This window comes from Pseudomonas nabeulensis, assembly GCF_004682045.1.
In the GTDB taxonomy this organism is placed as follows: Bacteria; Pseudomonadota; Gammaproteobacteria; order Pseudomonadales; family Pseudomonadaceae; genus Aquipseudomonas; species Aquipseudomonas nabeulensis.
Genome location: NZ_QUZT01000004.1, coordinates 114,582 through 125,850 on the forward strand (window position 1 = coordinate 114,582; position 11,269 = coordinate 125,850).

Consider the following 11,269-nt stretch of genomic DNA (forward strand, 5'->3'; position numbering starts at 1 on the left):
TAATCTGTCCGAGAGAGCAAAACGTATGTTCAAGAAATTCGAGGCATGTCTGACGAGCGGTACATTCTAAAAATCGCTCAAAAAATCTGAATTATTCGCCCTCGTATCCCTCTCTTTTTTTATCGATAGAGATTGAGAGGTTGGCTTGAGTTATCTGGATTGGGTTCAGTGGCCCGCCATGGCAGTGACAGTGATCGCCGCGTGGCTTATCGGGTCTCAACGCCCCGCGAGAAGAATGGCCGGGTTCTTCTGTTTTATTTTGAGTAATGTGGTTTGGGTCGTTTGGGGGGCTTATGCTGAGGCCTACGCGCTGATCTTGCTGCAGATCTGTCTTTGCTCGATGAACCTACGTGGGTTTAAAAAGAATTTTAAGAATCAGTAGGCGCGATTTATCCTGAGGCCTGGCGACCGCGCTGATTTTTCCTGAACCCACGAACATTCATGCCAAGCAAAATGCACTCGAGCACAATCAATCCGAAGGCATTTGTGTGCCATCCCCAGATAACCCATAGCGCGTTGCTGAGGATAAACCCCCAAAAGGCAATCATGCGTCGGCGCGGTTGTTGAGAACCGATATACCAAGCTGACATGACAGTCACTACCATGGCGGGCCATTGCACCCAATCAATCAGATCCACAAGATCACCCAACCCCGAGGCCAGAATCTGAACCTATGGACGGCTCGACACCTTTGTCGGTATTGGGAGGCATAACGGAAGCCAGATAATCTCCAAATCCACCCCGGCACTTGTAGTCCCGGCGTGCACTGGTGAGCACAGGATTGGTAGCGGTCCAGACAATACGTGCTCCAATCCTCTCGAGGTCTGCAACCAGTTGAACATCCTCGTGTGCCATCAAATGCTTGAACCCACCAGCGTTCTGATAAGCCTCGGCACTCAGGCCGAGATTGGCCCCATGGATATGGCGATGGTTCTCGATGAACTGGTACAACGCCAGGTATTGAGTGCGAACCGCCTCGCCGTATTCTCTCCAGCTGTCGACCTCAACTGTTCCACACACCGCGTCAGCGTCAAACTCAAGCTGACGCGCTAGCCAATCGGGCGGTACAACGGTATCGGCATCCGTGAAAGCAAGCCACCGTGCACCAGCTTTCAGTAACTGCTCAGCACCTACAGCTCTCGTCTTACCCACGTTTTGAAAAGAGACACCAATCGACTGTATGCCCATCGCCGCGACGATTGCCTCCGTGCTATCTGAGCAGTCATCCAAGACGACAAGTATCTCGACCAACTGATCTTTTAGCGACGGGTGTTCAACCGCGAGGAGTACGGACTCAAGGCATTGGCTGATATAGCGTTCTTCGTTATGAGCAGGTATCACGATCCCTATCATTTTCTCTCCCTTACCTCGCGACGTGTGCCCAGCAATCGACACCGCCCTGATAAGGAAGGTTTAAAGAATCTATCGTAGCGAGAGCAGCTGCATCTAAAGGAACGTTTCGGAGCGCCATTATCCTGCCAGTATTTACGCCGCCGCGTTCTGAACTAGCCTTGTCGTGTTTAGGCTTTTAATCCGGAGAACTGATGGACACGCTAACCAGAGTGGAGGTTGAAGCAGCCCTTTCCGCTCGCCTTCCTAACTGCACAGTTCACTGTGCGTTCAATCCCGACGGCAGCCTTTCGGTGACCGTGACGGCGCACGATGCTGATCAGTTCACCATCGCCAATATCAATCGCGCCCACTATCACGGGGAATCAGGAATCAATAGGCTCATACGGGAAATACTGGAAGAAATGGTCATGTCGAGACAGTCTTCCAGGCGTTCATCTGTGGGGTAATAAACAGGGATTCATATGCCGGACTCTACTGAAGCGACGATGCATTCAATCAAAATTGAATACCTAATGGACACGCTATTCGGAGTGAATCCACTCGCAAGCGAATGCAGAGCACGCATAATGCGCAAAGCGTCTGGATTTCAGCTGCAACTCGCACTGCCGTGGCCTTGCGAGCTACAACATGCCCACACACTTACCTTCGAATGGGAGGGCGGCTCCTACCGTGGGGTGGTGCACCACACTGAAAAACTTCCCAGTGGAGAGCTGCTGTTGGACGTCGCCCCACAAGCTCAGTCGTGATGGCGGAGAAGGTGGAAATTGCGCCTGCCGCTGCTGTTACGCCGAGGGGTCACGCTTCAGATGGGCTTTGGCTTCCAGCACGGCCCGGGCATGCGCCGAATCAGCCAGCCGTTTGAGTTCCTCACATTGGTCCCAATCAATGACACCGCCGCTTAACAGCGCTTTGGCACCGTCCAGCAGAGCACGGTGGTAAGCATCCGGAGAATTGGCGCGGTAATCGTAGTCGTTCAACGCCTTGTACCAAGCTTTGAGCTCGGGTCGTTGGGGTAAGTGGCTCATAATGCTCATCCTGTTTGGAGCAGGGTTTGTCTTTTCGCCTATTTCTATGTGAGAGCGTCGCCGACCTGAATGTTCAAACACAATCACCCCAAAGCCCCCCTATTCAGCATTGGTGGATAGCGCTGCACGCCACTCGTCGAGGGATATGCACAGCGTTAAAACTTTATTTACCGTTGCACGCTCCCACTTGTGAAGAGAAAAGAATTTTCTCCTAGATGAATCGATTCAATTGAATCCGACAGTGTGAACGCTGCGTGGAGATGACAATCATGAACCTGCGCCTACCCATGTTTTTGATCTCGTGTTTTACCTTTTCAAACGCCTTGGCTGCGGCGTGTGATGTCTACACGCACTCTCAGAGCGATCAGGTACCCGTGGTTGAACAGCACACCTGCTACACGTACGAAGGCGTGCCTTCCGACGCTATCGATTGGTCGTGCAGCAACGAAAACAAGGACATGACGAACACAAAAAAAACCAAGATCGCTCAATGCGCCGGCGACTATACCGCCAGTTGCAAGGCAACACTCACACAGGAGGCACTTGCGAATCCTCATGCAACTGCCAAAGTTCCTGGCCACGCGGGCGCGATGCTTCCCAGCAACGCTGGGGTGGTGACCTATCACTACGCCGCACAGGACCTTAAGCAAGCCAAAATCGATTGTGAGAAAGACGGCGGGCAGTGGACGTGGCAGTCAGCTCAATAACCGGATTTCAAATGGCGCATCCCATATGAACGGCTTTGAGAATGGTACTGCGCCAATACCGCTTATGTTTAAGCGCGGTGATACGGTGCCCAATAACCCAGATCTGCCAGTACTTTTTTATTCAGAGGCACTGTCCAAGCCCTTCGACGACCCTGCGGCACTCTTTGAAGCAATGTTCGCCAGCCAAGGTTGGCCACCTCAGTGGCGTGATCGGATCTACAACTATCATCATTACCATACACAGGGGCACGAAGTGCTGGGTGTCGCAAGCGGCCATGCTCAGCTGATGCTGGGTGGCGAGCACGGGCAGGTTCTGAACGTGAGTACAGGCGATGTGTTGCTGTTGCCGGCAGGCACCGGACATTGCAGTCTGAGCGCCAGCAAAGACTTCCTCGTAGTAGGCGCCTATCCGCCAGGCCAGCATGCGGATATCTGCCGCGAGGCGCCCACCCCGGCACAATTGAGAAATATCGAACGGCTACCATTTCCTGATGAGGGGCCAGTAACGGGCGATCAACGTGTTTTTCGCAGGCTGTGGGTCAGAGATCGCTAAGCGCCCTCTCCCGCCATGGCTAGCTGGTGAAAATGCGGCAATGATTTCAGGGCATGGAGGGATGCCGCCAATTGGACGTCCTCGCGCGATCCCATGAAGCGTTCCTTTCGACTGAACACGCTCAGACCTCGCCCTACTCGATAGGCCCAGGCAAAACACACAGTTCCAGGAGGTATCCCATCGATCACATCAGGACCCAGTATGCCCGTGGTCGCGATGGCTACATTTGCCGGACTGTCGTCCAGCGCGCCGAGAACCATCTCCCGAGCAACCTCACAACTCGTGAGATTAAAAGTATTTATGGTGTATGCGCGGACTTTTAATAGCCGCTGTTTCGCTTCTGGCGAATAGACGACATAAGCACTCTCAATACATGACCCACCTCCGTCGACCTCCGAAAGCAAAGTGATAATTTTTCCCGCGGTACAAGATTCGGCCGTCGTAATAACCAGTCGATTGCGTTTGAGGTACTCCACGGTAGAAGCGGCGACAAACATGATAATTGCTCCTGCGCACGAGCGAATGCGCCATCACCCTGTTCCAAAAACCGACCTTTCAAATCAATCAATGTTCAAGCGAAAGTGTTTTGAACGTGCACGGCGTCAGGTTTTCCAACGTCTACAGAGTTGAACCTGACTTTCCCAAATTTCGCTTGAGAGAAGGCAAGAGGATGGAACCTACGACAATGATTACCAAAACAGTCAGAATGGCGATGTCATTTTCCTTGGCGGCAACCTTTACCCTGCTAAGCGCCTGCGCTGGCAATGATTCTCCCTCGAACGTGGGGGCACCCGGTAAACCCACTGCTCCATCTACCCGAACCCTGGAAGCCGGTGCAGCCCTGCTCCAATCTCGTCCGCCTGTTGATGCATTGAACGCCTATCTGGACGGTTTTCACTTTTATAACGGCCATCCTGAGGTGCAGATGGAAGCGCATCACTACTGCGCGATTCTCAACGAAGAGGTGATTCAATGCGTGATCTACGACGGCAATCGTAAGGATGCAAAGTTGATGGGCGTGGAATACATCATCAGCGAGCAGTTATTCAACACACTGCCTACCCCTGAAAAGGCGCTTTGGCACAGCCACGTGCACGAAGTGAAATCAGGACAACTGGTCGCGCCGGGAATCCCCGAAGTGGCCGAGCACGCGTTGATGGAAAAACTGGTACATACCTACGGTAAGACCTGGCATACCTGGCATACCGATCTCCACAAACGCCTGCCGCTGGGTGCGCCGCAACTGATGATGGGGTTTACCACCGATGGCCAGGCCGACCCTCGGATGGTTGCCGAGCGAGATCAGCGAATGGGTATCGACAGCACCGAAAAGAAGAAGACACGCATCGATATAGTTGCGCCACCCATCGCACCGGGTGCGGACGCATGGCAACAGGGCACCGTTATTCAGATCACCGATCCGACTGTAACGGCCCATCAGCACTGAACGCACCACTCAGTCATTTGGATTGAACGATCATTTGCTGGCCCTTCTCTATCGCAAGACCAGCGATAGGAGGATGTCATGATGATTGATTCAGCAACCGGAATGAGTCCTGGCGAACGATACGCAGTGGAGAGCCTGGAGCGAACAAGGAGCTTTTGCGGTTTTTTCCTGGATGGAAAATATTACCTGGGTCCCGAACTCTTGACGGCTGTCGGGTGGCTTGAGGGCCAAACATTTATTTACGACGAGCTCGACGCCTTAGGCGACCCGGTATTCCCCGACCGTGTCGCTGGCACGATTGAAAACCTTACCCTCGTACTGGCCGACGGTGCCCGTTTGAAACTCCATCCGATACCTGTTCATGTGCCCAAGGATATGCATGCACGCGCGCCTGTAATGGGAAAAAACAATGGCCAGTTACACGGCAAAACGGTGGTAATCACCGGCGCCTCAAGCGGCATAGGTCGTGCTGCTGCTCACGCATTCGCAGAACAAAGTACCCGGTTAGTCTTGGCGGCTCGTGATGAAAAGGCGCTGGCAGAAGTGGTCGAGGAATGTGCTGTACGCGGCGCGCAGGCGATCGCCGTTAAAACCGATGTGACACATGGCGACCAAATGCGCGCGCTGGCGGAAAAGGCTGCGGCTTTCGGAAATGGCCGCATCGATATCTGGATCAATAACGCCGGTGTAGGGGCCGTCGGCAGCTTCGAAAACACGCCTTTGGAAGCACACGAACAAGTACTGCAAACAGACCTGCTCGGTTACCTGCGTGGAGCCCACGTGGCGTGGCCCTATTTCAAAGGCCAGAAAAGCGGGATTCTGATCAATACACTCTCGCTGGGAAGCTGGGTCGCCCAGCCTTTTGCTGCCGCGTATTCAGCCAGTAAATATGGCCTGCGTGGCTTGACCGAAGCACTGCGCGGCGAATTGGTTGGCTACCCGAATATTCATGTGTGCGACATCTATCCCGCCGTGATGGATACACCAGGCTTTCGCGATGGCGCAAATTTTACCAGCCATGCATTGACGCCGCCGCCTCCGGTCTATGATCCGCGTCAGGTGGCGCGGGCGATGGTCGCTTGTGCGCTGCAACCGAGGAACAGCACCACTGTGGGTGCCGCCGCAACCATCGCTCGAGTCGCGCATTTTTTGCTGCCAGCCTTTCCCCAGGTATCAGGCTGGCTCACCCGCACCGCCCTACAACGGGCACCCCACTCTGCGACTTCGTCGGGCAACCTGTTTGGACCCGCCAGCGGTGAGCGCCGCATTGAAGGCGGGTGGCGGCAAACACGCCGCTTACCTTATTGGTTGGTTGCAGCAAGCGCAGCGCTGTTACTCGGCGGTGTGGTCATTGCTCGCAAGCATTCAACAAACAACAAGCCGCATAACTGAAATTGGGGGGCAGCCGCCCCGTTTAAATGAGGTAAATCAGCATGTCTTACAACTTCCAAGGTAACGCGAGCGTAATGACTGCCTCTCGTCATTTGGGCACACCATCGGATGAATGTTTGAATGAGTCAGCGGAGATCCATCTGAGCAGCAGTGGAAAACCAACGATTGCGCGTTTGGACTTCGACAAGCCACTGGATTGGCCGGGTAATCCTAACTTTGTCGCAGTCCATTTACCCGATGGCTCCACCGTGAGTGGCGTCATCGTCGATATAGATCGGCCCACGAATGCGCCCGGATGGGTCACGTTTACAGTAGATGATTGAGGTGTGACAAGCGCCGGAGCTCATCCATCGAATTGTCGGACAATTTTTTTGAATTTTTTTTGACGTCAAATATCTGTAATTCATGAGCATAGGGAGGTCTCATGAAAGATAGCAATCTATTTACCATCGAGTATCAGCTTCACGGTGAACCGAAGTCCTTCATCGTGCGCGCATCGCAAATGAACAATGCCGAGGCTTGGCATTGGGCCAGCTGCGATGCAGGTGTCGCCGTCACACCCAAATTTGGCCAACACACACTCAAGCGTGTTTCCAAGCCGATGGCGGAGAAATACGGCATCACGCAGGTACGCTGGAGCGCCGCGACGCAGGTTCAGTGGGCGGAGGGCCTTACGTGATGAACAGCCAGGCACTTGGTTATACGAAAAGACAAGCACGCGATGATGAGGTCGCGCGAAATAACGAGATGTTTTTCGAAGCCGATCGACTGGATGCGCAAGCGTACAAAATTATCGAGTCCTACAGCGGCGACGCGCAGACATGGGCGCGCTTCATCGAAGCGAAGAAAGCTGCAGATGCGCAACGCACCGCCGCTTACCAAGAGTGGATGCGCATCCATCGTACAAAGCGAAGATAGCCGTCAGCCCTGTCAAAAACAGGGCTGACGCCCGGTCAAGTATCACGCCCCTGACTCAGGGTCTTTTGAAGGCCCGCCAGGGGCGACGCCGCCTTGATCGACGTCCGCCTTCCAGGGGCGGTCGACCGTCGGGTCCTCCGATTTGTCGTTGCGCTTTGCCGTATCGGGCCGCACCTTTTGCCCGGTTTGCCCCGACGTATGGGGTGTGGATGGTGGGTTCATGACGCCTCCTCAATCACTGATATGCAGCACGACCTTGCCGTGCACATGCTCATTGGCCAGGTAATCCAGCGCCTGCACCGCAGCCTCCAACTCGAATACCTTGGCGAGGTAGACCCGCACATTGCCGGCCTTGATCAAGCCGGCGATCTCTGTCAGCTCCTCGCCACGTGGCGCCGCGGTAAAACGTGCGCCGGTCTTGCCGGCTGCCTGCGGATGGCTGGCTTCGGGCATCGTCAGGGTCGACACCAGCCGGCCCCCTCCCCCAGCACTTGCCAGGAACGGGCCTGGGTGTCGCCGCCGATCAAATCAATCACCAGGTCAAACTCCTTGCAAATGTCCTCAAAACGCTCGGTCTTGTAGTCGATCGCGCGGTCTGCCCCCAACTCGCGCAAGTACGGCAGGCTGTCCGTGGACGCGGTGGCGTATACCTCGGCACCCTTGACCTTGGCAAACTGCACGGCCAAGTGGCCCACCCCGCCGGTCCCGCCATGGATCAGGACCTTCTGCCCTTGCTCGATCTGTCCGTGCTCCACCAGGGCCTGCCAAGCGGTATGGCCCGCCAACGGTACGCCAGCCGCGACCGGCCAATCCAACGCATGAGGAATACGCGCCAGATGCACCGCCGGTACCCGCGAATACTCGGCATAGCCACCGTCGGCACCAATCATCGCAAACACCCGATCACCCTTCTTGAAATCGCTGACGCCCTGCCCGACTTTTTCTACCAGGCCGGCGACTTCACGGCCGAGGGTCAGCGGGAGTTTGTCCTGCTTGACCTCCGGGTATTGGCCTTCACGAATCTTGTAGTCCACAGGGTTGATGCCCACGAAAAAATTCTTGACCAGCACCTCGCCTGCCAGAGGCTCCGGCACCTCGACGTCACAAAACCGCATGACCTCGGGGCCGCCAAACTGCTCAATCCTGATTGCTTTCATGTTACGCACCTCGTTGTCTGTTCAAAGCACACAGGGGTGTGGAGGACCGTCGATGTCCAGGGGTTCACTTGATGTCGAGCAACACTGACAAACGGCAGCTTCCACCCACGAATCCACTCGAACCTTTGCGTCTACCGGCCCGTCCCAACTGTATTCAGCCAAGACCCGGGAGTGCCTGATGCTTATCTACCCCAAAAGCCATTTCCAGCCTTATACCAATACCTGCGGCGGTTGGGGTTCGGCCAAGTCGGTAATGCAGATCCTGTGGCGCGAACAAGCGCTGGCCAAGGCGCCCGCCGCGCTGTTCAGACAGAACAAGCCCGACGGGTTTGCCTGCGTCAGTTGCGCCTGGGCCAAGCCCGGCCATCCCCATGCGCTGGAGTTCTGTGAGAACGGCGCCAAGGCCACCGCCTGGGAACTAACGTCCCTCAAGACAGACCCGGCGTTCTTTGCCGAGCACAGCCTCAGCGACCTGCGTACCTGGCCCGACTATGCGCTGGAGCAGCATGGCCGCCTGACCCACCCGCTACGCTACGACCCCGACACTGATCATTACCAGGAAACCTCCTGGGAAGAGGCCTACCGTGAAATCGGCGCCCAACTCAAGGCCATGGACCCCGACAGCGTGGTGTTCTATGCCTCCGGGCGGGCGTCGCTGGAAACCTCGTTCATGTACCAGTTGTTCGCGCGCGCCTACGGCACCAACAACCTTCCCGACAGCTCCAACATGTGCCACGAGAGTACCTCGGTAGGGTTGCAGGAAAGCATCGGCGTGCCGGTGGGCACCGTGACCCTGGCAGACTTCGAGCACACCGATTGCCTGTTTTTCTTTGGCCAGAACGTTGGCAGCAATAGCCCGCGGATGCTGCATCAACTGCAGGACGTGCGGCGACGCGATGTGCCCATCATCACCTTCAACCCCCTGCGCGAACGCGGCCTGGAGCGTTTCGTCAACCCGCAGTCCCCCACGGAAATGCTCACGCCCGACTCGACCTTGATCAGCACCCAGTACCATCAAGTGGCAATCGGCGGTGATACGGCAGCGATCACCGGTATCGCCAAGGCGTTGCTGGAAATGGATGACCTCGCCACCGAACAAGGCAGCCCGGCCGTACTCGATCATGACTTCATCGCCCGCCATACCGAAGGCTTCGAAACCTTCACCACCTACGTGCGTGGTTGTACCTGGGCTCACCTCGAGCACCAGAGCGGGCTGACGCGCGGCGCACTGGAAGCCGCCGCGACCGTGTATGCCCACAGCCAAAGCGTGATGTTCGTCTACGGCATGGGGCTGACCCAGCATCGACACGGCGTGGCCAACGTGCAGATGCTGGTCAACCTGATGCTGCTGCGCGGCAATATCGGCAAGGCCGGCGCCGGGATCTGCCCGGTGCGCGGCCACTCCAATGTGCAAGGCCAGCGCACGGTGGGCATTACCGAAGACCCGAAAAAAGTGCCGACGGAGTTGATCGAACAGCACTTCGGCTTCAAGGTGCCGGAGAAAATGGGCGTGTGTACGGTGGATGCGTGCGAAGGGATTCTCAGCGGCCAGGTGCGCGGTTTTGTCGGCCTGGGCGGCAACTTTCTGCGGGCAATTCCGGACACCTCGCGCATGGAGCCCGCCTGGCAAGGGTTGCACCTGAACGTACAGGTCGCCACCAAGCTCAACCGCACGCACTTGCTGCCTGCGCGTCACCAGTGGCTGCTGCCATGCCTGGGTCGCATCGAAATAGACCGGCAAAATGGCGTGGCGCAAACCTACACCACAGAAGACAGCACCGGCTGCATCCACAGCTGGCGTGGCAGCAGCGAGCCGGTCGGCCCTCATGTGCGCGCCGAAGCCAGCATCGTCGCCGGGCTGGCCATGGCAACCCTCTCCCATCCCTGCAACATCGATTGGCAGGCCTGGAGCACCGACTACGCCAAGGTCCGCACGGCCATCGGGCAGATCTACCCGCAGATATTCCACGACATGGAAAGCCGTATGACCGAGCCTGGCGGCTTCCATCGCCCGATTGCCGCCGCGCACCGCAAGTGGTTGACCCCGAGCGGCAAGGCGCAGTTCGTCAAGCCCGTGACCCTGGCCGAAGATGACGACGTGAACCTTGCGCAACCGGCACGGGATGTCCTGCAACTGATGACGCTGCGCAGCAACGATCAGTTCAACACCACCATTTACGGTTATGACGATCGCTTTCGCGGGGTCAGCGGCACGCGCGAGGTGATTTTCATGCACTGCAACGACATCGTGCGCCTGGGCTTCACGCCCGGCGCGCAGGTGATGTTGACCACTGCCATCGAACCGGAGGTCAAGCGCCAGGTCGGGCCATTCGAAATCATCGCCTACGACATTCCCGAAGGCTGCGCCGCCGCGTATTACCCCGAATGCAACCCGCTGGTGCCGCTCTGGCACCACGCTGAACGCAGCAAGGTGCCTGCCGCCAAATCGGTGCCGGTGCGGCTCAGCGCGTCGCCGACTCACCCAGGATGAACACCACCATTACCAGCAACCACAGCAGGTACACCCATCCAAACAGGCGTACCCAGCCGCGGTGCCGGTAAAGCCCTAAATAGAACAGCAACAACAGCAGGAACTGGCCGACGGCGGCGAGCATGATCACGCCGCCCAACCCGGGCTGATAGCGAACGCACAATATTTGCACGGCCAGCAACAGCAGCAGCGCCCCATAGACTTTCAACGCGCCCGCCATGCTCAT

General features: G+C 56.7%; 15 protein-coding genes and 1 pseudogene. 10 read left to right on the forward strand and 6 right to left on the reverse strand.

Annotated elements, in window-relative coordinates; all coding sequences use genetic code 11:
• Positions 1-178 precede the first annotated feature (178 nt).
• The gene (locus DYL61_RS31500) at positions 179-382 is read left to right on the forward strand and encodes a hypothetical protein (RefSeq protein ID WP_135307312.1); all 204 of its coding nucleotides are present in this window, start codon (positions 179-181) and stop codon (positions 380-382) included.
• 7 nt (positions 383-389) lie between these two features.
• Here DYL61_RS31500 and DYL61_RS31505 read toward each other — a convergent pair whose 3' ends face one another.
• Both DYL61_RS31505 and DYL61_RS03885 read right to left on the reverse strand, forming a co-directional pair.
• The gene (locus tag DYL61_RS31505) at positions 390-638 is read right to left on the reverse strand and encodes a hypothetical protein (protein WP_054070033.1); all 249 of its coding nucleotides are present in this window, start codon (positions 636-638) and stop codon (positions 390-392) included.
• Between the two features lie 4 nt (positions 639-642).
• Positions 643-1,353 (reverse strand): glycosyltransferase family 2 protein, encoded by a 711-nt coding sequence (locus DYL61_RS03885; RefSeq protein WP_135307285.1) that lies wholly within the window; start codon positions 1,351-1,353, stop codon positions 643-645.
• Positions 1,354-1,544: 191 nt separating this feature from the next.
• Between DYL61_RS03885 and DYL61_RS03890 the strand changes: the two genes are divergently transcribed.
• Positions 1,545-1,799, forward strand: a complete 255-nt coding sequence (locus DYL61_RS03890; RefSeq protein WP_135307286.1) for a hypothetical protein — start codon at positions 1,545-1,547, stop codon at positions 1,797-1,799.
• 336 nt (positions 1,800-2,135) lie between these two features.
• Here DYL61_RS03890 and DYL61_RS03900 read toward each other — a convergent pair whose 3' ends face one another.
• Positions 2,136-2,378 (reverse strand): hypothetical protein, encoded by a 243-nt coding sequence (locus DYL61_RS03900; protein ID WP_238704520.1) that lies wholly within the window; start codon positions 2,376-2,378, stop codon positions 2,136-2,138.
• Between the two features lie 269 nt (positions 2,379-2,647).
• On the opposite strand from DYL61_RS03900, the gene DYL61_RS03905 reads away from it, so the two are divergent.
• Complete coding sequence (locus DYL61_RS03905) at positions 2,648-3,085, forward strand: hypothetical protein (RefSeq protein WP_078828228.1); 438 nt, start codon at positions 2,648-2,650, stop codon at positions 3,083-3,085.
• 25 nt (positions 3,086-3,110) lie between these two features.
• Complete coding sequence (locus DYL61_RS03910) at positions 3,111-3,638, forward strand: cupin (protein WP_054068900.1); 528 nt, start codon at positions 3,111-3,113, stop codon at positions 3,636-3,638.
• Here the strand turns inward: DYL61_RS03910 and DYL61_RS03915 are convergent.
• A complete protein-coding gene (locus DYL61_RS03915) occupies positions 3,635-4,135 on the reverse strand; it encodes a CinA family protein (protein WP_135307287.1) in 501 nt (166 codons plus the stop codon). The genes DYL61_RS03910 and DYL61_RS03915 overlap by 4 nt on opposite strands.
• A gap of 188 nt (positions 4,136-4,323) precedes the next feature.
• On the opposite strand from DYL61_RS03915, the gene DYL61_RS03920 reads away from it, so the two are divergent.
• The 5 genes from DYL61_RS03920 to DYL61_RS03940 all read left to right on the forward strand — a co-directional run bounded on the left by DYL61_RS03920 (position 4,324) and on the right by DYL61_RS03940 (position 7,395).
• A complete protein-coding gene (locus DYL61_RS03920; RefSeq protein ID WP_135307313.1) occupies positions 4,324-5,085 on the forward strand; it encodes an OBAP family protein in 762 nt (253 codons plus the stop codon).
• An 81-nt stretch (positions 5,086-5,166) separates the two neighbouring features.
• Complete coding sequence (locus tag DYL61_RS03925) at positions 5,167-6,477, forward strand: SDR family oxidoreductase (protein ID WP_135307314.1); 1,311 nt, start codon at positions 5,167-5,169, stop codon at positions 6,475-6,477.
• A gap of 41 nt (positions 6,478-6,518) precedes the next feature.
• Positions 6,519-6,800, forward strand: coding sequence for a hypothetical protein (locus DYL61_RS03930; protein ID WP_078828226.1), 282 nt, complete (start codon positions 6,519-6,521; stop codon positions 6,798-6,800).
• A 101-nt stretch (positions 6,801-6,901) separates the two neighbouring features.
• Entirely contained in the window at positions 6,902-7,156 is a 255-nt protein-coding gene (locus DYL61_RS03935) for a DUF6555 family protein (protein ID WP_135307288.1), read from the forward strand.
• Positions 7,156-7,395, forward strand: a complete 240-nt coding sequence (locus DYL61_RS03940) for a hypothetical protein (RefSeq protein ID WP_135307289.1) — start codon at positions 7,156-7,158, stop codon at positions 7,393-7,395. The genes DYL61_RS03935 and DYL61_RS03940 overlap by 1 nt, the downstream gene beginning before the upstream one ends.
• 231 nt (positions 7,396-7,626) lie before the next feature.
• Here DYL61_RS03940 and DYL61_RS03945 read toward each other — a convergent pair.
• A pseudogene (locus DYL61_RS03945) lies at positions 7,627-8,552 on the reverse strand (NADP-dependent oxidoreductase).
• A 178-nt stretch (positions 8,553-8,730) separates the two neighbouring features.
• Here DYL61_RS03945 and DYL61_RS03950 point away from each other — a divergent pair.
• On the forward strand, positions 8,731-11,043 hold the full coding sequence (locus DYL61_RS03950) for an FdhF/YdeP family oxidoreductase (protein ID WP_135307290.1): 2,313 nt from the start codon (positions 8,731-8,733) through the stop codon (positions 11,041-11,043).
• Here the strand turns inward: DYL61_RS03950 and DYL61_RS03955 are convergent.
• Positions 11,015-11,269, reverse strand: a complete 255-nt coding sequence (locus tag DYL61_RS03955; RefSeq protein ID WP_135307291.1) for a hypothetical protein — start codon at positions 11,267-11,269, stop codon at positions 11,015-11,017. The two genes, DYL61_RS03950 and DYL61_RS03955, sit on opposite strands and share 29 nt — an antisense overlap.

Bases quoted from the DNA above. Each gene is read 5' to 3' on its own strand.
- DYL61_RS31500 (WP_135307312.1), top strand. From the start codon at position 179: ATGGCAGTGACAGTGATCGCCGCGTGGCTTATCGGGTCTCAACGCCCC.
- DYL61_RS03885 (WP_135307285.1), bottom strand. From the start codon at position 1,353: ATGATAGGGATCGTGATACCTGCTCATAACGAAGAACGCTATATCAGC.
- DYL61_RS03890 (WP_135307286.1), top strand. From the start codon at position 1,545: ATGGACACGCTAACCAGAGTGGAGGTTGAAGCAGCCCTTTCCGCTCGC.
- DYL61_RS03900 (WP_238704520.1), bottom strand. From the start codon at position 2,378: ATGAGCCACTTACCCCAACGACCCGAGCTCAAAGCTTGGTACAAGGCG.
- DYL61_RS03905 (WP_078828228.1), top strand. From the start codon at position 2,648: ATGAACCTGCGCCTACCCATGTTTTTGATCTCGTGTTTTACCTTTTCA.
- DYL61_RS03910 (WP_054068900.1), top strand. From the start codon at position 3,111: ATGAACGGCTTTGAGAATGGTACTGCGCCAATACCGCTTATGTTTAAG.
- DYL61_RS03915 (WP_135307287.1), bottom strand. From the start codon at position 4,135: ATGTTTGTCGCCGCTTCTACCGTGGAGTACCTCAAACGCAATCGACTG.
- DYL61_RS03920 (WP_135307313.1), top strand. From the start codon at position 4,324: ATGATTACCAAAACAGTCAGAATGGCGATGTCATTTTCCTTGGCGGCA.
- DYL61_RS03925 (WP_135307314.1), top strand. From the start codon at position 5,167: ATGATTGATTCAGCAACCGGAATGAGTCCTGGCGAACGATACGCAGTG.
- DYL61_RS03930 (WP_078828226.1), top strand. From the start codon at position 6,519: ATGTCTTACAACTTCCAAGGTAACGCGAGCGTAATGACTGCCTCTCGT.
- DYL61_RS03935 (WP_135307288.1), top strand. From the start codon at position 6,902: ATGAAAGATAGCAATCTATTTACCATCGAGTATCAGCTTCACGGTGAA.
- DYL61_RS03940 (WP_135307289.1), top strand. From the start codon at position 7,156: ATGAACAGCCAGGCACTTGGTTATACGAAAAGACAAGCACGCGATGAT.
- DYL61_RS03950 (WP_135307290.1), top strand. From the start codon at position 8,731: ATGCTTATCTACCCCAAAAGCCATTTCCAGCCTTATACCAATACCTGC.
- DYL61_RS03955 (WP_135307291.1), bottom strand. From the start codon at position 11,269: ATGAGCATGGCGGGCGCGTTGAAAGTCTATGGGGCGCTGCTGCTGTTG.